Origin of the sequence: Streptomyces akebiae, from assembly GCF_019599145.1 — a bacterium.
In the GTDB taxonomy this organism is placed as follows: domain Bacteria; phylum Actinomycetota; class Actinomycetes; order Streptomycetales; family Streptomycetaceae; genus Streptomyces; species Streptomyces akebiae.
Genome location: NZ_CP080647.1, coordinates 4091030 through 4113210 on the forward strand (window position 1 = coordinate 4091030; position 22181 = coordinate 4113210).

General features: G+C 69.9%; 24 protein-coding genes and 4 tRNA genes. 6 read left to right on the forward strand and 22 right to left on the reverse strand.

Going from position 1 to position 22181, the window contains the following annotated elements; genetic code table 11:
* Nucleotides 1-12: 12 nt before the first annotated feature.
* The 8 genes from rplJ to K1J60_RS17465 all read right to left on the reverse strand — a co-directional run bounded on the left by rplJ (nt 13) and on the right by K1J60_RS17465 (nt 5744).
* Nucleotides 13-543, reverse strand: a complete 531-nt coding sequence (gene rplJ / locus K1J60_RS17430) for a 50S ribosomal protein L10 (RefSeq protein WP_033528319.1) — start codon at nt 541-543, stop codon at nt 13-15.
* Nucleotides 544-836: 293 nt separating this feature from the next.
* Nucleotides 837-1742 carry a hypothetical protein gene (locus tag K1J60_RS17435; RefSeq protein ID WP_220647009.1) on the reverse strand — a complete coding sequence of 302 codons (906 nt, stop codon included), beginning with the start codon at nt 1740-1742 and terminating at the stop codon, nt 837-839.
* Between the two features lie 81 nt (nt 1743-1823).
* The gene (locus K1J60_RS17440; RefSeq protein WP_220647010.1) at nt 1824-2693 is read right to left on the reverse strand and encodes a LolA-like protein; all 870 of its coding nucleotides are present in this window, start codon (nt 2691-2693) and stop codon (nt 1824-1826) included.
* Between the two features lie 195 nt (nt 2694-2888).
* On the reverse strand, nt 2889-3614 hold the full coding sequence (gene rplA, locus K1J60_RS17445) for a 50S ribosomal protein L1 (RefSeq protein WP_033528317.1): 726 nt from the start codon (nt 3612-3614) through the stop codon (nt 2889-2891).
* A gap of 99 nt (nt 3615-3713) precedes the next feature.
* Complete coding sequence (gene rplK / locus K1J60_RS17450) at nt 3714-4148, reverse strand: 50S ribosomal protein L11 (RefSeq protein ID WP_033528316.1); 435 nt, start codon at nt 4146-4148, stop codon at nt 3714-3716.
* 175 nt (nt 4149-4323) lie between these two features.
* Nucleotides 4324-5193 carry a transcription termination/antitermination protein NusG gene (nusG, locus tag K1J60_RS17455; RefSeq protein WP_220647011.1) on the reverse strand — a complete coding sequence of 290 codons (870 nt, stop codon included), beginning with the start codon at nt 5191-5193 and terminating at the stop codon, nt 4324-4326.
* A 76-nt stretch (nt 5194-5269) separates the two neighbouring features.
* Nucleotides 5270-5557, reverse strand: a complete 288-nt coding sequence (gene secE / locus K1J60_RS17460) for a preprotein translocase subunit SecE (protein WP_033528314.1) — start codon at nt 5555-5557, stop codon at nt 5270-5272.
* Between the two features lie 114 nt (nt 5558-5671).
* Nucleotides 5672-5744, reverse strand: a tRNA-Trp gene (locus tag K1J60_RS17465).
* Nucleotides 5745-5995: 251 nt separating this feature from the next.
* Between K1J60_RS17465 and K1J60_RS17470 the strand changes: the two genes are divergently transcribed.
* Nucleotides 5996-7222, forward strand: coding sequence for a pyridoxal phosphate-dependent aminotransferase (locus tag K1J60_RS17470; protein ID WP_220647012.1), 1227 nt, complete (start codon nt 5996-5998; stop codon nt 7220-7222).
* 144 nt (nt 7223-7366) lie between these two features.
* Entirely contained in the window at nt 7367-8419 is a 1053-nt protein-coding gene (locus K1J60_RS17475; RefSeq protein ID WP_220647013.1) for an adenosine deaminase, read from the forward strand.
* 59 nt (nt 8420-8478) lie between these two features.
* On the opposite strand, the gene K1J60_RS17480 is transcribed toward K1J60_RS17475, so the two are convergent.
* From K1J60_RS17480 to K1J60_RS17505, 6 genes are all read right to left on the reverse strand, one after another.
* Nucleotides 8479-9534 (reverse strand): UDP-N-acetylmuramate dehydrogenase, encoded by a 1056-nt coding sequence (locus K1J60_RS17480; protein ID WP_220647014.1) that lies wholly within the window; start codon nt 9532-9534, stop codon nt 8479-8481.
* A 74-nt stretch (nt 9535-9608) separates the two neighbouring features.
* Nucleotides 9609-10037: a MaoC family dehydratase gene (locus K1J60_RS17485; protein ID WP_033528310.1), complete on the reverse strand. Its 429-nt coding sequence runs from the start codon at nt 10035-10037 to the stop codon at nt 9609-9611.
* A 7-nt stretch (nt 10038-10044) separates the two neighbouring features.
* On the reverse strand, nt 10045-10497 hold the full coding sequence (locus K1J60_RS17490; RefSeq protein WP_033528309.1) for a MaoC family dehydratase N-terminal domain-containing protein: 453 nt from the start codon (nt 10495-10497) through the stop codon (nt 10045-10047).
* A gap of 114 nt (nt 10498-10611) precedes the next feature.
* Nucleotides 10612-10776: a 50S ribosomal protein L33 gene (rpmG, locus tag K1J60_RS17495; RefSeq protein ID WP_003948671.1), complete on the reverse strand. Its 165-nt coding sequence runs from the start codon at nt 10774-10776 to the stop codon at nt 10612-10614.
* 91 nt (nt 10777-10867) lie between these two features.
* Nucleotides 10868-10940 (reverse strand) — tRNA-Met (locus tag K1J60_RS17500).
* A gap of 46 nt (nt 10941-10986) precedes the next feature.
* Nucleotides 10987-11059: transfer RNA gene (locus K1J60_RS17505), tRNA-Thr, on the reverse strand.
* 306 nt (nt 11060-11365) lie between these two features.
* Between K1J60_RS17505 and K1J60_RS17510 the strand changes: the two genes are divergently transcribed.
* Nucleotides 11366-12634 (forward strand): amidohydrolase family protein, encoded by a 1269-nt coding sequence (locus K1J60_RS17510; RefSeq protein WP_220647015.1) that lies wholly within the window; start codon nt 11366-11368, stop codon nt 12632-12634.
* Between the two features lie 129 nt (nt 12635-12763).
* On the opposite strand, the gene K1J60_RS17515 is transcribed toward K1J60_RS17510, so the two are convergent.
* Complete coding sequence (locus tag K1J60_RS17515; protein ID WP_259407767.1) at nt 12764-13840, reverse strand: hypothetical protein; 1077 nt, start codon at nt 13838-13840, stop codon at nt 12764-12766.
* Between the two features lie 133 nt (nt 13841-13973).
* On the opposite strand from K1J60_RS17515, the gene K1J60_RS17520 reads away from it, so the two are divergent.
* Entirely contained in the window at nt 13974-14630 is a 657-nt protein-coding gene (locus K1J60_RS17520; protein ID WP_220647016.1) for an SDR family oxidoreductase, read from the forward strand.
* A 52-nt stretch (nt 14631-14682) separates the two neighbouring features.
* On the opposite strand, the gene K1J60_RS17525 is transcribed toward K1J60_RS17520, so the two are convergent.
* Together K1J60_RS17525 and K1J60_RS17530 are read right to left on the reverse strand one after the other, a co-directional pair.
* Nucleotides 14683-14889: a hypothetical protein gene (locus tag K1J60_RS17525; protein WP_086803756.1), complete on the reverse strand. Its 207-nt coding sequence runs from the start codon at nt 14887-14889 to the stop codon at nt 14683-14685.
* 100 nt (nt 14890-14989) lie between these two features.
* Nucleotides 14990-15071: transfer RNA gene (locus tag K1J60_RS17530), tRNA-Tyr, on the reverse strand.
* A 166-nt stretch (nt 15072-15237) separates the two neighbouring features.
* Here K1J60_RS17530 and K1J60_RS17535 point away from each other — a divergent pair.
* Nucleotides 15238-15726, forward strand: coding sequence for a YajQ family cyclic di-GMP-binding protein (locus tag K1J60_RS17535; protein WP_033528293.1), 489 nt, complete (start codon nt 15238-15240; stop codon nt 15724-15726).
* A gap of 87 nt (nt 15727-15813) precedes the next feature.
* Here K1J60_RS17535 and K1J60_RS17540 read toward each other — a convergent pair whose 3' ends face one another.
* Nucleotides 15814-16080 carry a GlsB/YeaQ/YmgE family stress response membrane protein gene (locus K1J60_RS17540; protein ID WP_220647017.1) on the reverse strand — a complete coding sequence of 89 codons (267 nt, stop codon included), beginning with the start codon at nt 16078-16080 and terminating at the stop codon, nt 15814-15816.
* A 154-nt stretch (nt 16081-16234) separates the two neighbouring features.
* On the opposite strand from K1J60_RS17540, the gene K1J60_RS17545 reads away from it, so the two are divergent.
* Complete coding sequence (locus K1J60_RS17545) at nt 16235-17503, forward strand: APC family permease (RefSeq protein ID WP_220647018.1); 1269 nt, start codon at nt 16235-16237, stop codon at nt 17501-17503.
* Nucleotides 17504-17576: 73 nt separating this feature from the next.
* Here K1J60_RS17545 and K1J60_RS17550 read toward each other — a convergent pair whose 3' ends face one another.
* From K1J60_RS17550 to K1J60_RS17565, 4 genes are all read right to left on the reverse strand, one after another.
* Complete coding sequence (locus K1J60_RS17550) at nt 17577-17975, reverse strand: YccF domain-containing protein (protein WP_220647019.1); 399 nt, start codon at nt 17973-17975, stop codon at nt 17577-17579.
* Complete coding sequence (gene htpX, locus K1J60_RS17555; RefSeq protein WP_220647020.1) at nt 17972-18835, reverse strand: zinc metalloprotease HtpX; 864 nt, start codon at nt 18833-18835, stop codon at nt 17972-17974. Before htpX ends, K1J60_RS17550 begins: the two co-directional genes overlap by 4 nt.
* A gap of 170 nt (nt 18836-19005) precedes the next feature.
* Nucleotides 19006-20589, reverse strand: coding sequence for an NADH-quinone oxidoreductase subunit N (locus tag K1J60_RS17560; protein ID WP_220651518.1), 1584 nt, complete (start codon nt 20587-20589; stop codon nt 19006-19008).
* A 5-nt stretch (nt 20590-20594) separates the two neighbouring features.
* Complete coding sequence (locus tag K1J60_RS17565; protein WP_220647021.1) at nt 20595-22178, reverse strand: complex I subunit 4 family protein; 1584 nt, start codon at nt 22176-22178, stop codon at nt 20595-20597.
* Nucleotides 22179-22181 lie beyond the last annotated feature (3 nt).

A 22181-nucleotide genomic window follows, 5' to 3' on the forward strand; every position in this document is an offset into this window, starting at 1 on the left:
GCGCGAGCCGAGTTACTCGGCACCGCCCTGCTCGTCCTGCTTGGCGCGAAGAGCGTCCACGGTGCGGACGAGCTTCGAGGGAAGCGCCTGGAAGAGCTGAGCAGTCTGGGACTGCTTGCCCTTGAAGGCACCCGCCAGCTTGGAGAGCAGAACCTCGCGGGACTCGAGGTCCGCAAGCTTCTTGATCTCGTCGGCGGACAGCGCCTTGCCGTCAAGGACACCGCCCTTGATGACGAGGTTCGGGTTGTCCTTGGCGAAGTCACGAAGACCCTTCGCCGACGTCACCGGGTCACCGGTGATGAAGGCAACCGCCGTCGGACCGTTGAACAGGTCGTCGAGCGTCGAGATCCCGGCCTCGTTGGCCGCGATCTTGGTCAGCGTGTTCTTCACCACGGCGTACTGGGCGTCTTCACCGAGCGAACGGCGCAGGTTCTTGAGCTGCGCCACAGTGAGACCCCGGTACTCGGTCAGCACGGCGGCGTTCGAGCTACGGAACTGCTCCGTGAGCTCGGCCACCGCGGCAGCCTTGTCGGGCCTTGCCATAGAGCGTCGGCCTCCTTCCGGGTGATGAGGACCGCTCAGAAGGGGCTGAACACAACGAAACGCCCCGGCGCAGGCGCACGGGGCGTAGCTCGACCGGACGAATTCCGTACACTCACGGAACCGGACCAGGAGCAACTTCCACAGTCACCTGCGCGGGTCGTCCGCAGTTCAGCGGATCCTTCGGCCACCGCGCCCTCTCATGAGCACACGGCAACGACCAGCGGTCTTTGGCTTCTCCGGAAGGTTAGATGACACACGACGTGTCAAGCAAATCCGCTCCCTGAGGCCACCACTCAGCCCTCTCCCGCGCCGTCCACGCGCTCGGCGATGTCGACGGTGTCCTCGGCCGGCGGGGTCTCGACGGTCACCGGCCGGTCGACGTCCAGGAGGGTGACGGTCAGGTCGAGCGGGCCCGTGTCGACCATGCGGCCCTCCTTCAGGATGTGGGTCTCGCCCCGGAGCCGGTACCGCTTGGCCCGGCCGTCGTCGTCGACCCACAGGTCCATGGTGAGCGTCTCCTCGATGCCCAGCATCATGAACTGGTCGAGGCTGGTCGTCCGCAGCTCACGGGTCGCCTTGTCACGGGCGGCCGTCTGGGCGTCCCGCAGGCTCTTCGTGGTGACCGTTCCCCGGTAGTGCGTGGTCCCGCTGCCGTCGACCGTCTCCGTACCGACCTCGCGGACCTTCTTCGCACCGGTCAGGAGAGTGGACTGCGCGAGCGGGCTCGCCTCCAACGCGCTGGGCAGGACGCGGTACGTGTTGTTCTCCGCGCCGCCACGTCCCCACACGGCCGGCCCGACGCTGAACCACTCCTTGTCCGCGGGGGCGCCGATGGCGGCCGGGTCCCCCTCGGCGTAGAGCACCCCGTCGGCGAACCGCACGTTGACGGGCTTGTCCTCGCTCGCGCCCAGCCCGGTCACTTCCATGCGCATCGCGGTCGGCCGTACGGTCATCGCCGCCTCGACCCGCATCTTGCCGTGCTCCGGCACCGTGCCGCTCACCCGGTACCGCAGCGACGCGACGTCCGTGGTCCGCTCGGCGGCCCGGGCCACGGCCTCGGCGGGTGTCCTCGGCTTCGCCTCGGCCTGCGCCTTTGTGCCGCAGGCGGTGGCACCGCCGAGCAGCGCGGTCACGACGGCGATGCCGACCGCTCTGCGGCGATGTACGGAGCGTACGGAGCCGCCCGCGGCAAACCTCATGTGTCCCCCTGTCACCTCACGCCCCACCTCTGTGGGACGGCTGGGACACTAGCGCCGTCCGGTCGTGTGTGTCCCGCGAATTCAGCTCGTCGGCAGGTGGCTCATCAGGTCCTTGTAGTCGACCGTCTCGGCGGCCGATGGCTTTTCGGTGGAGACGTCGACGCCGTAGTCGCTGTAGTGGACCGTGGAGTTCACCGTGCCGTTCGCGGTGTCGGCCTTCTCGACCTTCTTGACCAGCAGGTCGTCGCCGTCGATCCAGAGGTCGATGTCGACGGTGGTGATGCCGGACGCCTTGAGCTGCTCCTCCAGCCGGGCCCGCGTCTCCTCGCCGAGGTTCGCGTTCCGCTCCTGGAGGTCGGCGACGTCCACGGTGCCGGCGTAGTGCGTGGTCCGCTGCCCGCGTACGTCCTCCTCGCCGACCTTCTCGACATCGCCGGAGGCCAGCAGGAGCCGGACGGACTGGTTCGGTGTGACGCTCTTGAAGTGCTCCTGCACATAGGCGCCGGAGGCCCCGCCGATCATCTCGTCCATGTCCTCGTACGCGTACCTGATCCACCGCTTGCCGCCGTACTGTCCGGCGAACAGATCGCCCATGTCCGCGTAGTAGGCGTCCGGCAGGTAGCGGGCCTCGGTCGAGGTGATGCCCAGCCGGCGCATCTGGTCGGCCGCCTGGCCGCCCGTGTAGGTGATGGTCATGGTGCCGTCCAGGCCGTCGGCCCAGTCGACCTCGCCGTCCGCCTCGATGGACATCAGCTCGCCCAGGTCGCCGGTGGACTCGATCCGCGACGAGTCCGCGTCGCGGGTGGATTCGTCCGCGAGCTTCAGCGCCGCGAACGGATCGCCCCCGCCGTCCTCGTCCGAGCCCGGCGAGCCGCAGGCCACCACCCCCGTCAGCGCGGCCACCACCGCGAACGACACAGCCGTACGGCGACACGTGGTCGTCCTGGTCATCCGTCCCCACCCCCAGGGAGATTCACCGTGCTCCGCACAACAGGGCAGCACATTCGCGCGCGTATGCCCACCCGTACGCCGAAAGACCCGCACCGGGCCCGTATGCCGGAAAGGGACGAGCCCCGCACCTCGAAAGGTTGCGGGGCTCGTCCTCGGGCTCTGCGTCCGCGACGCGACTGCCGGTGAGCGTCAGGCTCAGACGGCGGCCGGGTCCTCCTCGACGAGGAGGTTGCGGGTGCGGTTGGAGTCGATCGGAATGCCGGGGCCGATCGTGGTGCTGATCGCGGCCTTCTTGATGTAACGACCCTTGGCGGCCGACGGCTTCAGACGGAGGATCTCCTCCAGCGCCGCGGCGTAGTTCTCCACCAACTTGGTGTCGTCGAACGACGTCTTGCCGATGATGAAGTGCAGGTTCGAGTGCTTGTCGACGCGGAACTCGATCTTGCCGCCCTTGATGTCGTTGACGGCCTTCACGACGTCCGGGGTCACGGTGCCGGTCTTGGGGTTCGGCATGAGACCACGGGGACCGAGCACGCGGCCGAGGCGGCCGACCTTGCCCATGAGGTCCGGGGTGGCGACGACGGCGTCGAAGTCCAGACGGCCCTTCGCCACCTCGTCGATCAGTTCGTCGGAGCCGACGATGTCGGCGCCGGCGGCGGTGGCGGCCTCGGCACGGTCACCGGTCGCGAAGACCAGGACCCGGGCGGTCTTACCGGTGCCGTGCGGGAGGTTCACGGTGCCACGAACCATCTGGTCGGCCTTGCGCGGGTCGACACCCAGACGGAAGGCGACCTCGACGGTGCCGTCGAACTTGGACGTGGAGGTCTCCTTGGCGAGACGGACGGCCTCGAGCGGGGCGTAGAGCTTGTCCCGGTCGACCTTGGCGTCCGCAGCGCGGAGAGCCTTGCTGCGCTTGCTCACAACTGCTCCTGTGTGTTCTGAAAGGAGTCGTGGTGTACGGGCCGAGCAGGCCCTACCACGTGCGGCTCCGTGAGCCGCATGGTTCTACGAAGGTGGGGTTCAGCCCTCGACCGTGACGCCCATGGAACGCGCGGTACCGGCGATGATCTTCGCGGCGGCGTCCAGGTCGTTGGCGTTGAGGTCGGGCATCTTCGTCGTGGCGATCTCGCGGACCTGCGCCTCGGTGATCTTGGCGACCTTGGTCTTGTGCGGCTCGCCGGAGCCCTTCTCGATACCCGCGGCCTTGAGGATCATCTTGGCGGCCGGGGGCGTCTTGGTGACGAAGGTGAAGGAGCGGTCCTCGTAGACCGTGATCTCCACCGGGATGACCCACCCGCGCTGCGACTCGGTCGCGGCGTTGTAGGCCTTGCAGAACTCCATGATGTTGACGCCGTGCTGACCCAGGGCCGGGCCGACCGGCGGAGCCGGGTTGGCCGCACCGGCCTGGATCTGGAGCTTGATGAGCCCCGTGACCTTCTTCTTCTTGGGAGGCATTACTCTCCGGGTCCTTTCGATTCGAGTGCGCCCTCATCCGGTTCGCGGCCAGATGAAGGCATACCGCACAACGATAGCGGGTATAGATGCGCGGCCAAAAACCGAGCAGGTCAGACAAGCTGCGGAGAGCTTGTCCGACCTGGTCGGAAGCGTGGGTGGTATCGCCCCGAAGAACTCAGTTCTTCTGGATCTGGTCGAACGACAGCTCGACCGGGGTCTCGCGGCCGAAGATCTCCACGAGGCCCTTGACCTTCTTCGAGTCCGCGTTGATCTCGTTGATGGTCGCCTGCAGCGTGGCGAACGGGCCGTCGGTGACGGTGACCGAGTCGCCGACCTCGAAGTCCAGCACCTGGACCTCGAGCTTGCGGGCGGGCGCCGGCTTGCCCTCGGCCTCGGCGGCCTCGCGGGCGGCCTTCTCCTCGGCCTCCGGGGCGAGCATCTTGACGATCTCGTCCAGGGTCAGCGGGTACGGGTCGTAGGCGTTGCCCACGAAGCCGGTGACGCCGGGGGTGTTGCGGACGACGCCCCAGGACTCGTTCGTCAGGTCCATGCGGACCAGGACGTATCCGGGAAGCTTGTTCTGGCGGATCGTCTTGCGCTCGCCGTTCTTGATCTGCGCGACCTCTTCCTGCGGCACTTCGGCCTGGAAGATGAAGTCCTCGACGTTCAGCGAGACGGCACGCTGTTCGAGGTTGGTCTTCACGCGGTTCTCGTAACCGGCGTACGTGTGGATGACGTACCACTCGCCGGGCAGGGTCCGCAGTTCCTCGCGGAGGGCCTCGACGGGGTCGACCGGCTCGGGCTCCTCCTCGGCGACCTCCTCGGTCGCCTCGTCCTCGTCCTCGTCGGCGTCCGCGTCGGCGGAGTCGTCCTCGACGTGCAGGGCTTCTTCCTCGGCCGGCTCCCCCGCCTCGGCCTCGGCAGCCTCGAACTCGTCGACGCCGTCCTCGGAGTCTGCTCCCTCGACGATGTCGAGTTCGTCGTCCACGGACTCGGCACCTTCACCGCGAGGCTCCATGGCGTCCTTCAGGTTCGGGTCAGACACGTGGCTGCTTCTTCCTGGATCATGGGGGTGGAACACGCGAAAGGGGCGCCAGGTAACGGCGCCCTTCGCTCTCGGCTCAGCCGAAGACGTACTTGGCGGCCTTGTCGAGGCCGAAGTCAATCACGGTGACAAGACCGATCATGATGACGACGAAGACGATGACCACCGTGGTGTAGGTCGTCAGCTGGGAGCGGGTCGGCCAGACGACCTTCCGCAGCTCCGCGACGATCTGGCGGTAGAAGAGCGCGAGACGCTTCAGCGGGCCCTTCTTGGCACGCTTGCCGCCCTTGCGGGTCTTCTTCTTGTCCTCGGGCACCTCGTCCTGGGCATCAGGCGTGTCGATGGAGCCCACGGCGTCCGTCATTCATCCTCACCTGATTCCGGTCCGGGTCGTGGCCGTGCCGCGCCCGGTCTGAGCCGCACGGCGGAACATTGCTGTACGTACATGCGCACACATCCTGGCGTGAGGAGTGTGTAGCAGGGCCGGAGGGACTTGAACCCCCAACCGCTGGTTTTGGAGACCAGTGCTCTACCAATTGAGCTACGACCCTTTGCGGTTCTCCCCCAACGTACCGCATCCGACCGAGTGCTCGGTGTGCACCTGCCGGGCGCGGCCGGTGAAGGCCAACGAGGAGAGAGCATACGTGGTCCGAGGCCTGCCGTCGAACAGAAAGCGCCCGCAGGGGCGTTGCTCGTCGAAGATCGACTGTTTCCGGCCGCAGATACGGACGGTTGTTCCGTGCCTGTTCAGTCTGTGAAACCCGCGTGCCCGGCGCGTTTCCTGTCTGAAACGATGGGGTCCATGAGCCCTGCAACCCCTCCCACCGAGCGCCGGGTCTCCGCGCGCATCGGCGCGATCTCCGAGTCCGCCACCCTCGCCGTGGACGCCAAGGCCAAGGCACTCAAGGCCGCCGGGCGCCCGGTGATCGGCTTCGGCGCCGGTGAGCCCGACTTCCCGACCCCGGACTACATCGTCGAGGCGGCCGTCGAGGCCTGCAAGAACCCGAAGTACCACCGCTACACGCCGGCGGGTGGTCTGCCGGAGCTGAAGGCCGCGATCGCCGCGAAGACCCTGCGCGACTCCGGCTACGCGGTCGACGCCTCGCAGGTCCTCGTCACCAACGGCGGCAAGCAGGCCATCTACGAGGCGTTCGCCGCGATCCTCGACCCGGGCGACGAGGTCATCGTCCCGGCGCCGTACTGGACCACGTATCCGGAGTCGATCCGTCTCGCCGGCGGTGTCCCGGTCGAGGTGGTCGCCGACGAGACCACCGGCTACCGGGTCTCCGTCGAGCAGCTGGAGGCGGCCCGCACGGAGAACACGAAGGTGCTCCTCTTCGTCTCCCCCTCCAACCCGACCGGCGCCGTCTACACGCGCGCGCAGGTCGAGGAGATCGGCCGCTGGGCCGCCGAGAAGGGCCTGTGGGTCCTGACCGACGAGATCTACGAGCACCTGGTCTACGGCGACGCGGAGTTCCACTCGCTGCCGGTGGTCGTGCCCGAGCTGGCCGACAAGACCATCGTGGTCAACGGTGTCGCGAAGACGTACGCGATGACGGGCTGGCGCGTGGGCTGGGTCATCGGCCCCAAGGACGTCGTCAAGGCCGCGACCAACCTCCAGTCGCACGCCACGTCGAACGTCTCCAACGTGGCGCAGGTGGCCGCGCTGGCCGCCGTCTCCGGCGACCTGTCGGCCGTCGAGAAGATGAAGGAGGCCTTCGACCGCCGCCGCAGGACGATCGTGCGGATGCTCAACGAGATCGACGGTGTCCTCTGCCCGGAGCCCGAGGGCGCGTTCTACGCCTACCCGTCGGTGAAGGGCCTCGTCGGCAAGGAGATCCGGGGCAGGCGCCCGCAGAACACGGTCGAGCTGGCCGCGCTGATCCTGGAGGAGGCCGAGGTCGCGGTCGTCCCCGGTGAGGCCTTCGGCACCCCCGGCTATCTGCGTCTGTCGTACGCCCTGGGTGACGAGGATCTCGTCGAGGGTGTCTCCCGCATCCAGAAGCTGCTGGCGGAGGCGACGGACTGACGTCGCGCGCTGCTCGCCGGGGCGGGTCACCTCCGAATTTTCGGGGGTGGCCCGCCCTTTGTCGTGGGCGAGTCCGTGTGCGAGCAAGACCACGTTCGAGGATTCCGCTTCCGGGACGACGTGGACGTGCGGCAGGATCGGGCGATGGAGCGTGTACGTGATCTCTCTGAACTGCCCAAGGCCCATCTGCATCTGCACTTCACCGGGTCGATGCGGCCCACGACCGTGCTGGAACTGGCCGACAAGTACGGGGTGCGGCTGCCCGAGGCGCTGACGGAGGCGCTGACCAGCGGCGAACCGCCGAAGCTGCGGGCGACGGACGAGCGAGGGTGGTTCCGGTTCCAGCGGCTGTACGACGCGGCGCGCTCGTGCGTCAGAGAGCCCGACGACATCCAGCGGCTGGTGCGGGAGGCCGCGGAGGAGGATGTGCGGGACGGTTCGGGCTGGCTGGAGATCCAGGTGGACCCGACGTCGTACGCGCCCCGGCTGGGCGGACTGATCCCGGCGCTGGAGGTCATCCTGGACGCGGTCGACAGGACGTCGCGGGAGACCGGGCTGGGGATGCGGGTGCTGGTGGCGGCGAACCGGATGAAGCACCCGCTGGACGCGCGCACGCTGGCCCGGCTCGCGGTGCGGTACGCGGACCGGGGCGTGGTCGGATTCGGGCTCTCCAACGACGAACGCCGGGGCATGGCGCGCGACTTCGACCGGGCGTTCGCGATCGCCCGTGAGGGGGGCCTGCTGTCGGCGCCGCACGGCGGTGAGCTGAGCGGACCGTCGTCGGTGCGGGACTGCCTGGACGACCTGCACGCGAACCGGCTGGGTCATGGGGTACGGGCCGCGGAGCACCCGCGCCTGCTGAAGCGGCTCGCCGAGAAGGGGATCACCTGCGAGGTCTGCCCGGCCTCGAACGTCGCGCTCGGCGTCTACGAGAAACACCAGGACGTCCCCTTGCGCACTCTGTTCGAGGCCGGTGTGCCGATGGCGCTCGGCGCGGACGACCCGCTGCTCTTCGGCTCGCGCCTCGCGGCCCAGTACGAGATCGCCCGCCACCACCACGGCTTCACGGACGAGGAGTTGGCGGAGCTGGCCCGTCAGTCGATCCGGGCGTCGGCGGCACCGGAGCTGGAGCGGACGAAGCTGCTGTCCGGGGTGGACGACTGGCTCGCCCGGCCGGCCGGGGCCGGGGCGTCCTAGAGCGTGTTTCGGAAGTCCCTTCGTCGCCCGCAGAGCAGAAGGGACTTCCGAAACACGCCCTAGAGGCGGACGCCGACCGTCACCGGCTCGTTGACCAGGGTGATCCCGAAGGCGTCCCGGACCCCGGTGACGACCTCGCGGGCCAGGGCGAGCAGGTCCTCGGTGGTGGCGGCGCCCCGGTTGGTGAGGGCCAGGGTGTGCTTGGTGGAGATCCGGGCGGGGCCGGTGCCGTACCCCTTGGTGAAGCCCGCCTTGTCGATCAGCCAGGCGGCGGAGGTCTTGGTGTGGCCGTCGCCGGCGGCGTAGGCGGGCGGGGTGACGTCGTCCCCGAGGCGCTCGCGCACGCGCGCGTGGAACGCGGCGAACTGCTCGGCGGTGAGGATCGGGTTGGTGAAGAACGATCCGGCGGACCAGGTGTCGTGGTCCTCGGGGTCGAGCACCATGCCCTTCCCCGCGCGCAGCTTCAGCACGGTCTCGCGGGCGTCGGCGAGGGGCACCCGGTCGCCGGGTTCGACGCCGAGGGTGCGTGCCGTCTCGGCGTACTTGATCGGTCCCGACAGGCCGCCCGCGTCCTCCAGTTCGAACCGGACCCGCAGGACGACGTACCGCTCGGGCTCGTCCTTGAAGCGGCTGTGCCGGTACGAGAAGGCGCACTCGGTGTTCGGGACGGTGACCGTCTCGCGGGTGCGGCGGTCGTAGGCGACGACCTCGGTGATGGTGGAGGCGACCTCCTGGCCGTACGCCCCGACGTTCTGGATCGGTGTAGCGCCCGCGGAGCCGGGGATGCCGGCCAGGCACTCGATCCCGGCGAGCCCGGCCTCGACGGTCCGGGCGACCGCGTCGGTCCACACCTCGCCGGCGGCCAGCTCCAGCCGCGTCCCGTCGAGCGCGAAGCCCTTCGTGGCGATGACCAGCGCGGTTCCGGCGAAGCCCTGGTCCCCGATCACCAGGTTGGAGCCGCCCCCGATGAGCAGCAGCGGCGTACCGGTGTCGTCGGCCTCGCGGACGGCCGCGACGACCTCGTCGTCGGTGGTCGCGGTGATCAGCCGCCGCGCGGGCCCGCCCAGCCGGAAGGTGGTCAGCGGGGCGAGGGGGGCGTCGTGGAGTTCCTGCACGGGCTCAAGAGTACGAGACCCCCGCACCCGGGAGGGGCGGGGGACCGTGGGGTGCGGCCGCGCCGCGGGGCCCGTCAGGCCAGTCGTACGACCGCCCTGGACATGCCGAGGACCTTCTGGCCGCCGCTCATGGCCGTGAGGTCCACGCGGACGGTGTGGTCGTCGAGTTTGGCGCCGACCTTGGCGCTGACCTCGATGGTGGCGCCCTCGTCGTCGTTGGGGACGACGACGGGCTTGGTGAAGCGGACGCCGTACTCGAGGACCGCGCCCGGGTCGCCGGTCCAGTCGGTGACGACGCGGATCGCCTCGGCCATGGTGAACATGCCGTGCGCGATGACGTCCGGGAGGCCGACCTCCTTGGCGAACTTCTCGTTCCAGTGGATCGGGTTGAAGTCACCGGAGGCGCCCGCGTACCGGACGAGGGTGGCGCGGGTCACGTCGAAGGTCTGGGCGGGCAGTTCGGTGCCGACCTCGACGTCGTCGTAGGAGATCTTCGCGGTCATCGGGTTCTCACGCCTCCTCGGCCGCGCGGGCCACGAGCTTGGTCCAGGCGGTCACGACGTGCTCGCCGGACTCGTCGTGGACCTCGCCGCGGATGTCCAGGATGTCGTTGCCCGCGAGGGACTTGATCGCCTCGATGGTGGAGGTGACGGTGAGGCGGTCACCGGCGCGCACCGGGCGCTTGTGGGCGAACTTCTGGTCGCCGTGCACCACCCGGCTGTAGTCGAGGCCCAGCTGAGGGTCCTGGACGACCTGTCCCGCCGCCTTGAAGGTGATGGAGAACACGAACGTCGGCGGGGCGATCACATCGGCGTACCCGAGCGCCTTGGCCGCCTCGGGGTCCGTGTACACGGGATTGGTGTCCCCCACGGCCTCCGCGAACTCGCGGATCTTCTCCCGGCCGACCTCGTAGGGGTCGGTGGGCGGGTAGGAACGCCCCACGAAGGACTGGTCGAGCGCCATGGGCTCGGCACCTCCTGGTTGCTGCGGATACGGCGGTACTGACCGGTACCGGTCGATCTAACGACACGAGGCCGCCCCCGATCACTCGGGGACGGCCTCGTGTACGAGCCTGTTTTATCGCGTTTCGCGGTGCGCGGTGTGCGCGTTGCAACGCGGGCAGTGCTTCTTCATCTCCAGTCGGTCCGGGTTGTTACGCCGGTTCTTCTTGGTGATGTAGTTCCGCTCCTTGCACTCCACGCAGGCCAGCGTGATCTTCGGGCGGACGTCGGTGGCAGCCACGTGAGTGCTCCTTGACGAACGGATGGGACAGGGTTCAACGCACAGAAGAGTAGCCGATCGAAGGACCGACCCCGCAATCGGCTACTGTCAGTAGCGGTGACCGGACTTGAACCGGTGACACAGCGATTATGAGCCGCTTGCTCTACCGACTGAGCTACACCGCTGTGATGCGAGCAGATCCCGTCTCGCGACGGGAACCTTTCACACCAGAGCCCCAATACGGAATCGAACCGTAGACCTTCTCCTTACCATGGAGACGCTCTGCCGACTGAGCTATTGGGGCGAGCGATGAAGACATTACACGCCCCACCGCCGTTCGCCCAAATCCGTTTCCCGGCCCGCATCCATGGGCCGTCCCGGGGCCGCCCACAGGTCGTCCACGGACCTTCGTGGAGCCGCCGGGAGCCGTCGTCCGCCGCGTTTCCGCAGGCCGCGCGGGTCTCACGCACACCACGGTTCCCAGCTCCCCCCCCGCCGCCTCCCGGCAGGTGAACCGCACCGGTACGACTATTGCGCTCCTCCGCGACGAGGGCGGGCGGCCCGCCTAGGCTCGACTCACTCTGCGTGATCTTGTAGCCCCAGGAGCGCGATGCCCGACAGCCGCCCGCAGCCGTCCCCCTCCTCCTCCGGCCCGCCGTGGGGCCCGGACGAGGCCGGTGCCCTGCTGCTGTGCGGGGCGCGACTGACCGACGGCCGGGTGGTGGACGTACGACTGGGCGGCGGGCGGATCGAGGCGGTCGGCACGGCGGGCAGCCTGAGCCCCGGGCCCGCCGCGTCCGGGCTGTCCGCCACCCGGGTGGACCTCGGCGGCCATCTGCTGCTGCCGGCCCCCGTCGAGCCGCACGCACACGGCGACACAGCCCTGTCGGCCGACTTCGAGGGGCCCGTCCCGTACGACGACCTGGACGTCCAGCGGCGGGCCACCGAGGCCGCGCTGCTGCAACTCGGGCACGGCGCCACGGCGTTGCGCTCGCACGTCCACGTGGGCGGCGTGCAGGGGCTGGGGGCGCTGGCGGCGGTGCTCCAGGCGCGGCGGGCGCTGCGCGGCCTCGTCGAGGTGACGACGGTGGCGATGCCCCGGGTGCTGACCGGGGTGGCCGGGGCGGACGGGCTCGCGATCCTGCGGGACGCGGTGAAGATGGGCGCCTCGGTGGTCGGCGGCTGCCCGGACCTGGATCCCGATCCCACCGGGTACGTGGAGGCCGTCCTGGAGATCGCCTCCGAGCACGACTGCCCGGTCGACCTGCACACCGAGGGCGACGACCCGGCCCGGCTCGCGCGGCTCGCGGCCATGGCGGGCGGCCTGCGGCCCGGCGTGACGCTCGGCCCATGCGGCGGTCTCGCCCGCCTTCCCTCCCAGACCGCCGGCCGCGCCGCCGACCAGCTCGCGGCGGCCGGGGTGACCGTCGTCTGCCTCCCCCAGGGCGGCTGCGGCAGCGTGGACCGCCGGGGCACAGCGCCCGTGCGGCTGCTGCGCGCGGCCGGCGTGCGCGTCGCGGCGGGCAGCGGGGCGCTGCGGGACACGTCGAACCCGGTCGGCCGCGGGGACCCCCTGGAGGCGGCGTTTCTGCTGGCCTCCCGGTACGGGCTGCGGCCCGAGGAGGCGTACGACACCGTCAGCGGGGCCGCGCGTGCCGCCCTGGGCCTGCCCGAAGTCCGTGTCGAGGCCGGTTTCCCCGCCGAACTGCTCGCCGTGCGAGGGGCGCGGCTCGCGGGCGTGCTGTCCCTGGCGTACAGCCGGATCGTCGTGCACCGGGGGCGCGTCGTGGCGCGCACCAGCGCGGTACGCGAGTACTGCGGCTCGGCGACGAGCCCGGCACCGGACCTGCCTCGGCAGGGGCGGGGAGAGCCGTCCTGAGGCATGGGGTGGGCTGGAGCCGGGTGGGGTGGCGGTGCGGGGCCCGAGTGAGAGGCGCGCGGGGGCGTGCGGGCACGCGCGCGTGAGGTTCTGGTGTCTCCACGCGCGCGTGCCTGCGGACGCCGCCGGTCAGACGCTGAACATGCCGCTGCCGAACGGGCCGCCGAACTCCTCGACCGGGATCTCGGAGGCGCCCTTGGGCGCGCTGATGTCGCCGGCCTTGCCGAAGGTGAGGACGAGGGGGGCCTTGGCGCCCTTCGCGTCGTCGGCGAGCACCGCGAGGTCGGTCTCGATACGGGTGAGGTCGCCGTTCTTGAGGGTGAAGTCGACCGCCACCTTCTTGTTCGGGGCGTCCTTCATGTCCTCGCCCGTCGGGAGTTCGGCGCCAGGCGGGAGATCGCCCTCGATGGGCTGGAGCTTGTCGACGATCCCGGTGAGCAGGTCGCGGAAGTTCGCCTTGGCGGTGATGACCTCGGTGCCGTCCTCGCCGTTCTTCGTCTTGAAGTCGACCTCGCGGGCGACGACCCCGCGGACGGCGTCGAGGATCTTCTTCTGGGTCTTGGCGCCGAGTTCGTCGGAGCCGCCCGAGCCGGAGCCGGCGCCCGCGTCCTCGGCGGCGTCCTGCAGGTCGGCTGTGTTGACCTTGACCCAGTCGCCCTCCAGGAGCGGCCGCAAGTGCTGCTCGCTCTCCGGGAGTTCGTCGAGCTCGTCGGCCGTGGGGAAGGGCATGCCCATCGCGTCGCCCATGGCCTGCATGTCGGCGCGGTAGTACGTGTAGTCGCCGACGAGCCGGTACTCGGCGAACACGCCCTCCTCGCCCGAGATCTTCATGCCCATTCCGGTGACGTCCTTCTCACCGGACTCGGCCAGCGGCTTCTTCGACCTGACGGACACGTCTACGCGCAGTCCGGTGAAGAACTCCGCCATCTCCGGCGGCACTTCCTCGCTGTCCTCGCCCATCAGCGCGACGAGGTCGTCCGGGTCGGCGTCGAGCCGTATGCCGAAGGCCAACGACTTCTGCTCGCCCAGCTGTTCGACGGCGTTGTCGACCTTCTGGCCGGCGGTCAGGTTCTGCACGGTGCCGCAGGCGGCCACCGTGACGAGTACGGCCGCGGCACAGCCGACCCCGGTGAAGGCCCGGCGGGCGGCGGGTGCCGCCGCGACGGATGCGCGCTTCATGGACGTACGTACGACGGTCGTGGGCATGGCATGAGACATGACGGTGATGAGTCCCCCCGTGATTTCCGGCGCTCGCCGATACGGCGAACATGGTTGAGACACTCGGGACGGCCGAATGGTTGCGCGGCAAACGCGTCCCGTCGGGCGTACGGTCGGAAACATGCGCATTGTCATCGCTGGAGGTCATGGTCAGATCGCGCTGCGGCTGGAGCGGTTGCTCGCCGCGCGTGGTGACGAGGTCGCGGGGATCATCCGCCGCGCCGAACAGACGGACGATCTGCGCGCGGCCGGTGCCGAACCGGTGCTGTGCGATCTGGAGTCGGCGTCGGTGGAGGAGGTCGCCGCGCATCTGCAGGGCGCGGACGCGGCCGTGTTCGCGGCGGGCGCCGGTCCGGGCAGTGGAACGGCCCGCAAGGACACGGTCGACCGCGGGGCGGCGGTCCTGTTCGCGGACGCCGCGGTGCGGACGGGCGTACGACGTCATCTGGTCGTCTCGTCCATGGGAGCGGACCCGGAGCACGAGGGCGACGACGTCTTCGACGTGTACCTGCGGGCGAAGGGCGAGGCCGACGCCTATGTGCGTGGCCTGGACGCCCTGGACTGGACGATCCTGCGGCCCGGCATGCTGACCGACGACGCCGGCACCGGCCTCGTACGTCTGGAGGCGTCCACCGGACGCGGTCCGGTCCCCCGCGACGACGTGGCCGCGACGCTCGTCGAACTCCTCGACACCCCCGCCACCGCCGGCCTGACGCTGGAGCTGATCAGCGGTTCGACGCCGGTGTCGGTGGCGGTGAAGTCGGTGGCAGGCAACTGAACGGGCGCCCCGAGGCGCCTCGGCCGGGTCTCCGGACCCGTGGTGCCTCGGGTCAGAACAGGGGCAGCTGACCGGGGAACTCGGGGACCACGAAACCGTCGAGCGCGGGCTGGGCCGCCCCGATCTGCGCCGGCCTGCGTGACCCGGGACACGACACCAGTTCCCCGCTCGCCCCCGGCGGATCGTGCCGCGCGAACCGCCCCGCCACGACGGCGATCTCACGACGGCACTCGGGGCAGTTCCTGCGACGCGATGACATGCAGTCAGTGTGCCTGGCCGCCGTCGTCCACCACCGGAGCCGTACACGAAGAAGCCCCTTCCTGACTGCTCTCACAGTCCGGAAGGGGCTTCTCTCCACGTGGCGGCGCCAGGATTCGAACCTGGGTAGGCTAAGCCGACGGATTTACAGTCCGCTCCCATTGGCCACTCGGGCACACCGCCTGGGATTCGTCGCACTTCGAACCGCTTTTCGGCGGTGCTCCGTGGCGACGTCGTAAACGATACCTGATGCTCGGGGGTGCTTCGCCACCTGATTGATCAGTACTCGTGGGGGCTGGGTGGCTAGGCTTGTCGCCCCCTGATACACCGATACAAGGAGCCACAGGACATGGCCGACTCCAGTTTCGACATCGTCTCGAAGGTCGAGCGGCAGGAGGTCGACAACGCCCTCAACCAGGCCGCCAAGGAGATCTCACAGCGCTACGACTTCAAGGGCGTCGGCGCCTCGATCTCGTGGTCCGGCGAGAAGATCCTCATGGAGGCGAACTCCGAGGACCGGGTGAAGGCCATCCTCGACGTCTTCCAGTCCAAGCTGATCAAGCGCGGGATCTCCCTGAAGTCGCTGGACGCGGGTGAGCCCCAGCTGTCCGGCAAGGAGTACAAGATCTTCGCGTCGATCGAGGAGGGCATCTCCCAGGAGAACGCCAAGAAGGTGGCGAAGATCATTCGTGACGAGGGTCCCAAGGGCGTCAAGGCCCAGGTCCAGGGCGACGAGCTCCGCGTCAGCTCCAAGAGCCGCGACGACCTGCAGGCCGTGATCTCCCTGCTCAAGGGCAAGGACTTCGACTTCGCGGTGCAGTTCGTCAACTACCGGTGACGAGCGGTAGGTAGAGCCCGCACGACGAAAGGGAGGGCATCACGGTGTCGCCGTGGTGCCCACCCTTTTCGAGCGTGTGATGCGCCGTCAGCGGCGGGAGTGGCCGAACAGGATGCGGTAGGCGACCAACAGGACCAGGGAACCGCCGATCGCGGCCGCCCAGGTGGCGCCGTCGTAGAAGTTCTCGGAGATCGGGTGGTCCAGCCAGCGGGCGGAGATCCAGCCTCCGATGAAGGCGCCCGCGACGCCGATGAGGGTCGTGCCGATGAAGCCGCCCGGGTCCCGGCCCGGCAGCAGGAACTTGGCGATGGCGCCGGCCAACAGTCCCAGAACGATCCAGCCGATGATGCTCATGCGGTGCACCTGCCCTTTCGTGCCGTACCTGTGCTGTGTTTCCCCCCACAGCGGCCGGGCGGCCCGGCCGTGCCTGATGTCTGTCCTGCCCTTGTTGTCCGCGAGGACGCCTCCGTGACACCTGGTGGTTGCGCTGATCAGTAGGGTGCGGCACATGACACAAGCCGGATCGGGCGCCGGACTGCGCCGCACGCTCGGCGTCGGGGACGCGGTGGTCGTCGGACTCGGGGCGATGGTCGGCGCGGGGATCTTCGCCGCGCTGGGCCCGGCCGCGCGCGCCACCGGGTCGGGGCTGCTGCTCGGACTCGGGATCGCGGCGGTGGTCGCGTACTGCAACGCGATGTCGTCGGCGCGGCTGGCGGCCGTGTATCCGGCGTCGGGCGGCACCTATGTGTACGGGCGTGAGCGGCTCGGGGAGTTCTGGGGGTATCTGGCCGGCTGGTCGTTCGTCGTCGGCAAGACGGCCTCGTGCGCGGCGATGGCGCTGACCGTGGGGGCGTACGTGTGGCCGGGGCAGGCGCACGCCGTCGCGGTGGCGGCCGTGGTGGCGCTGACGGCGGTGAATTACGGCGGCGTGCAGAAGTCGGCCTGGCTGACGCGGGCGATCGTGGCCGTCGTGCTGGCCGTCCTCGCCGCCGTCGTGGTCGTGTGCCTGGGGTCCGGCGAAGCCGACGCGGGGCGGCTGGACATCGGCGCGTCGGGCGGCGTGGGCGGAGTGCTGCAGGCGGCCGGACTGCTGTTCTTCGCGTTCGCCGGGTACGCGCGGATCGCGACCCTGGGTGAGGAGGTACGGGACCCGGCGCGCACCATCCCGCGCGCGATCCCGCTCGCGCTGGGCATCGCGCTGGTCGTGTACGCGGCCGTGGCGGTCGCCGCCCTCGCCGTGCTGGGCTCCGGTGGGTTGGGGCGGGCCTCGGCTCCGCTGGCCGACGCGGTACGGGCGGCCGGGGTGCCGGGGCTGGTCCCCGTGGTGCGGGTGGGGGCCGCGGTGGCCGCGCTCGGGTCGCTGCTGGCGCTCATCCTGGGTGTCTCCCGCACGACCCTCGCGATGGCCCGCGACCGGCACCTGCCCGCCGCGCTCGCCGCCGTGCACCCCCGCTTCCAGGTGCCGCACCGGGCCGAGCTGGCCGTCGGTGCGGTGGTCGCCGTCCTGGCCGCCACGGTCGACGTGCGGGGCGCGATCGGGTTCTCGTCCTTCGGGGTCCTCGCGTACTACGCGGTCGCCAACGCGTCCGCCTGGACGCTGAGTCCGGCGCCGGTGGCCCGGGTGGTGCCCGTGGTCGGGCTCGTCGGGTGCGCTGTTCTGGCGTTCTCGCTGCCCTCGTCGTCGGTGGGCGTGGGGGCGGCCGTACTGGGTGTGGGGGCGGCCGTGTACGGCGTACGGCGGTGGTGGGCGCGGCGGGGGCCGGTGGGGAGCGGCTGAGCCGGCGGGCTCGACCGGGGTGCGCGTGCGCGGCGCCGCGCTGCCGACGCGTTCGTACGGGACGCCTGCCGCGCTACCAGCGCTGCTGGGCGAACGGCTGGTCGGAGCGGACGATCTCGCGGCCCAGGGGCATCAGCGAGACCGGGACGAGCTTGAAGTTGGCGATGCCGAAGGGGATGCCGATGATCGTGACGCACAGGACGAGGCCGGTGACGATGTGGGTCAGCGCCAGCCACCAGCCCGCCAGGATCAGCCACAGGACGTTGCCCAGGCAGGAGGGCGCTCCCGCGTCACGGCGCTCGACGGCGCTGTACCCGAAGGGCCACAGGGCGTAGACACCGATGCGGAACGACGCGATGCCGAACGGGATGCCGATGATCGTGATGCACAGAAGCAACCCTGCGAACAAGTAGCCGAGGAAGAGCCAGAAGCCGCTGAGGATCAGCCAGATGATGTTCAGTACGGTCTTCACTGCGGGGGACCTGCCATCTTCTCGAGTCGGGCGATGCGTTCCGCCATCGGCGGGTGGGTCGAGAACATCTTGGAGAATCCCCGGCCCGGCCGGAAGGGGTTCGCGATCATCATGTGGCTCGCGGTCTCGATCCGGGGCTCGGGGGGCAGCGGAAGCTGCTTGGTACCCGTTTCCAGTTTGCGAAGGGCACTGGCGAGAGCAAGTGGATCACCGGTGAGCTGGGCGCCGGAGGCGTCCGCCTCGTACTCCCGGGAGCGGCTGATCGCGAGCTGGATGAGGGACGCGGCGAGCGGCCCCAGGATCATGATCAGCAGCATGCCGAGGAGGCCGGGGCCGTCGTCGTCGTCCGAGCGGCCGATGGGGATCAGCCAGGCGAAGTTCACCAGGAACATGATCACGGAGGCGAGGGCGCCGGCGACCGACGAGATGAGGATGTCGCGGTTGTAGACATGGCTCAGCTCGTGGCCGATGACACCGCGCAGTTCGCGCTCGTCGAGCAGGCGGAGGATGCCGTCGGTGCAGCACACGGCCGCGTTGCGCGGGTTGCGGCCGGTGGCGAACGCGTTGGGGGCGTCCGTCGGGGAGATGTACAGGCGCGGCATCGGCTGGCGGGCCTGCATGGAGAGCTCGCGGACCATGCGGTAGAGCGCCGGGGCCTCGAACTCGCTGACCGGGCGCGCGCGCATCGCGCGTAGAGCCAGCTTGTCGCTGTTCCAGTACGCGTACGCGTTCGTGCCGAGGGCGACGAAGACCGCGATGATCAGGCCCGTACGGCCGAAGAGGCTTCCGATGACGATGATGAGTGCGGACAGTCCCCCGAGGAGTACGGCGGTCCTGAGCCCGTTGTGCCGGCGGTGCACGGTACGCCCTCCAGGTCGTGCGGCAGGGGAACCCTTTGCTCGCTGTCGCTGTTGACTCCACTTCTCAGTGGACCCTCCCGTACTGGTCAACGCCAGGTGGGGAGCGCGAGTTCCCTGGTGCGCCCGGCCCGGCCGGTGGGCCGTGCGGGTGAGGGCGGGGCCCGCGTGCGCTAGAAGAGGCCGATGTCGGCGAAGCGCAGGACGAGCTGGGGTGCGCCGGACAGGGCGATGCCGACGACTCCGGTGAGGGCGATGGCCAGGGTGAGCGGGGCGGGGACGCGGTGCGGCTCGGGGGCGCCGACGGTGTCGCCCTGCGGGGCGCGGAACAGCAGGGCCGTCCATTGGAGGTAGTAGAAGAGGGCGATCACCACGTTGACGGCCATCACGACGGCGAGCCAGCCGAGGCCCGCGTCCACGGCCGCCGAGAAGACGGTGACCTTGGCGAACAGGCCGATGATCCCCGGCGGCAGTCCGGCGAGGCAGAGCAGGAAGAAGGCCAGGAGCAGGGCGGACAGCGGGCTCGACGCGTAGAGGCCCCGGTAGTCGCTGAGCCGGTTCAGGGACTTCGTACGGCCGACGAGAGCCGCCACGGCGAAGGCACCGAGGTTCACGGCGGCGTACATCAGGGCGTAGGCGACGGTGGAGCCGACTGCCTTCTCGGCGTCGGCGGTGTCGTCGGCGTACGCGGCCGCCGCGATCGGTACGAGGAGGTACCCGGCCTGGCCGATGGAGGACCAGGCGAGCAGCCGGACCGCGCTGTACGCGCGCGTGGAGCGCTGTGCGAGCGCGCCGAGGTTGCCGACGGTCATGGTGAGGGCGGCCAGCACGGCTACGGCGGGGCCCCAGACGTCGGCGTACGACGGGAGGGCGACGACGGTGACGAGGATGAGGCCGGAGAACCCGACCGCCTTGCCGACCACGGAGAGGTAGGCGGCGACGGGCAGGGGGGCGCCCACATAGGTGTCGGGGACCCAGAAGTGGAAGGGGACGGCGGCCGTCTTGAAGGCGAAGCCGATGAGGGTGAGGACGACGCCGGCCTGGGTGAGGGTGTGCAGCTGGCCGTCGACGTCCTGGACGCGGTCGGCGATCTCGGTGAGGTAGAGGGTGCCTGTCGTGGCGTAGACGAAGCTGATGCCGAGGAGGCTGACGGCGGTCGCGGTCACGGACGACAGGAAGAACTTCAGGGCCGCCTCGGAGGACCGTCGGTCGCCCTGTCGGATGCCGACGAGGGCGAAGGCGGGCAGGGAGGCGACCTCCAGGGCGACGACGAGGGTCGCGAGGTCGCGTGAGGCGGGCAGGAGCGCGGCTCCCGCCGCGGACGACAGCAGCAGGAACCAGAACTCCCCCTCGGGGAGGTTCTTCCGGTCGTCCTTCAGGGCCGTCATGGACAGCAGGGCGGCGAGGAGGGCGCCGCCGAGGACGAGGAACTGGACGACGAGGGTGAACCGGTCGGCGGTGTAGCTGCACACGTCCGGGTCGCCGGTCAGGCAGAAGGTGGCGCGGTCGGCGTCCAGGAGGGGCACCAGGGCCAGCAGGGAGACGGCGAGACCCGCGACGGAGGCCCAGCCGAGCAGGGCCTTCCTGCGGTCGTCCGTGAAGAGGTCGGCGACGAGCACCGCGAGGCCGACGACCGCCGCGACGGTGGGCGGCGCGATCGCGAGCCAGTCGACGGACTGGACGACCGACTCGGCCAGGGTCTGGGTCAGGTTCTGGGTCAGGTTCTGGGTCTGGGCCTGGACCGGCGGCTGGGCCAAGGGGCTCAACGGGTGCCTCCTGCGAGGAGCTGCTGCACGGCCGGGTCGGTCAGACCGAGGAGGGCCGCGGGCCAGAGGCCGGCGAGGACGGTGAGGGCGACGAGCGGGGTCCAGGCCGCGAACTCGTACGTCTGTACGTCCGCGAGTCGCGGACCCTGCTGTGGTTCCTGCGGTACGGCGCCCATGCAGACGCGGCGGACCACGATCAGCAGGTACGCGGCGGTGAGGAGCGTGCCGAACGCGGCGATCGTCATGAAGGTGAGGAAGGCCGGGCGGCTGAGGCCCTCGGCGGGCTCGAACGCTCCGAACAGGGCCAGCATCTCGCCCCAGAACCCGGCGAGTCCGGGGAGGCCCAAGGAGGCGACGGCTGCGAAGGCCAGCAGGCCGCCGAGGCGGGGGGCCCTGCCGTAGAGGGCGGCGCCGGTCTCCTGCGCGAGGGTGTCGAGGTCGGTGGTGCCGGTGCGGTCCTTCAACGCGCCGACCAGGAAGAACAGCAGGCCGGTGATGAGGCCGTGGGCGATGTTGGCGAAGAGCGCGCCGTTCACGCCGGTCGGGGTCATCGTGGCGATGCCGAGGAGCACGAAGCCCATGTGGCCGACGGAGGAGTACGCGATCAGGCGCTTGAGGTCGCCCTTCGCGCCCTGCCGGGCGAGGGCGAGGCAGGCGAGGGAGCCGTAGATGACGCCGACGACCGCGAAGGCGGCGAGGTACGGCGCGAAGGTGCGGAACCCGTCGGGTGTGATCGGCAGCAGGATGCGTACGAACCCGTACGTGCCCATCTTCAGCAGGACGCCGGCCAGCAGGACCGAGCCGACGGTCGGGGCGGCGGTGTGGGCGTCCGGCAGCCAGCTGTGCAGCGGCCACATCGGGGTCTTGACCGCGAGTCCGATCCCGATCGACAGAACGGCGATGACCTGCACGGATGTGGTCAGTGCGGGGTGATTGTCAGTGGCGAGTGCCACCATGTCGAATGTGCCCGCCCTGAGTCCGATCAGGAGCAGGCCGAGCAGCATGACCACGGAACCGAGCAGGGTGTAGAGGATGAACTTCCAGGCGGCCCGGGTGCGTTGCTCACCGCCCCAGCGGGCGATGAGGAAGTACATCGGGATGAGCACCATCTCGAACGCGAGGAAGAACAGCAGCAGATCGAGGACGGCGAAGGTCGCCAGGGTGCCGGACTCCAGGACGAGCAGGAGCGCGACGAAGGCCTTCGGGGAGGGCCCCGTGGGCATCTTGAAGTAGGAGTAGAGCGCGCAGAGGAAGGTCAGCAGCGCGGTCAGGACCAGGAGGGGGAGGGAGATGCCGTCGATGCCGAGGTGGATGCGCACGTCGAGTGCCGGGATCCAGCTGATGTCCGTGCTCGCCTGCATCTTCGACGGCTGGTCGTGGTCGAAGCCGAGCGCGAGGACGATCGCGGCGATGAGGACCGCGCCGGTCACGGTCGTCCCGTGGCGCAGCACGGCCTGCTCCGGTGACTTCCCCTTCAGTCCGGGCGGAGCCGGCAGCAGAGCGGCGGCGGCGCCGAGGAGCGGCCCGACGACGATCAACGCCAGAAGGACCTGCATCACGGACTCGTTGATATCGATCACGCC

Excerpts from the sequence above, each read along its gene's own strand:
- K1J60_RS17475 (WP_220647013.1), top strand. The coding sequence starts at position 7,367 with ATGGAGCGTGTACGTGATCTCTCTGAACTGCCCAAGGCCCATCTGCAT.
- K1J60_RS17515 (WP_259407767.1), bottom strand. The coding sequence starts at position 13,840 with ATGCCCACGACCGTCGTACGTACGTCCATGAAGCGCGCATCCGTCGCG.
- K1J60_RS17490 (WP_033528309.1), bottom strand. The coding sequence starts at position 10,497 with ATGGCGCTCGACCAGTCCTTCGTGGGGCGTTCCTACCCGCCCACCGAC.
- K1J60_RS17545 (WP_220647018.1), top strand. The coding sequence starts at position 16,235 with ATGACACAAGCCGGATCGGGCGCCGGACTGCGCCGCACGCTCGGCGTC.
- K1J60_RS17510 (WP_220647015.1), top strand. The coding sequence starts at position 11,366 with ATGCCCGACAGCCGCCCGCAGCCGTCCCCCTCCTCCTCCGGCCCGCCG.
- K1J60_RS17535 (WP_033528293.1), top strand. The coding sequence starts at position 15,238 with ATGGCCGACTCCAGTTTCGACATCGTCTCGAAGGTCGAGCGGCAGGAG.
- K1J60_RS17440 (WP_220647010.1), bottom strand. The coding sequence starts at position 2,693 with ATGACCAGGACGACCACGTGTCGCCGTACGGCTGTGTCGTTCGCGGTG.
- secE (WP_033528314.1), bottom strand. The coding sequence starts at position 5,557 with ATGACGGACGCCGTGGGCTCCATCGACACGCCTGATGCCCAGGACGAG.
- rplK (WP_033528316.1), bottom strand. The coding sequence starts at position 4,148 with ATGCCTCCCAAGAAGAAGAAGGTCACGGGGCTCATCAAGCTCCAGATC.
- rplJ (WP_033528319.1), bottom strand. The coding sequence starts at position 543 with ATGGCAAGGCCCGACAAGGCTGCCGCGGTGGCCGAGCTCACGGAGCAG.
- K1J60_RS17435 (WP_220647009.1), bottom strand. The coding sequence starts at position 1,742 with ATGAGGTTTGCCGCGGGCGGCTCCGTACGCTCCGTACATCGCCGCAGA.
- K1J60_RS17540 (WP_220647017.1), bottom strand. The coding sequence starts at position 16,080 with ATGAGCATCATCGGCTGGATCGTTCTGGGACTGTTGGCCGGCGCCATC.
- K1J60_RS17520 (WP_220647016.1), top strand. The coding sequence starts at position 13,974 with ATGCGCATTGTCATCGCTGGAGGTCATGGTCAGATCGCGCTGCGGCTG.
- K1J60_RS17525 (WP_086803756.1), bottom strand. The coding sequence starts at position 14,889 with ATGTCATCGCGTCGCAGGAACTGCCCCGAGTGCCGTCGTGAGATCGCC.
- K1J60_RS17470 (WP_220647012.1), top strand. The coding sequence starts at position 5,996 with ATGAGCCCTGCAACCCCTCCCACCGAGCGCCGGGTCTCCGCGCGCATC.
- K1J60_RS17485 (WP_033528310.1), bottom strand. The coding sequence starts at position 10,037 with ATGACCGCGAAGATCTCCTACGACGACGTCGAGGTCGGCACCGAACTG.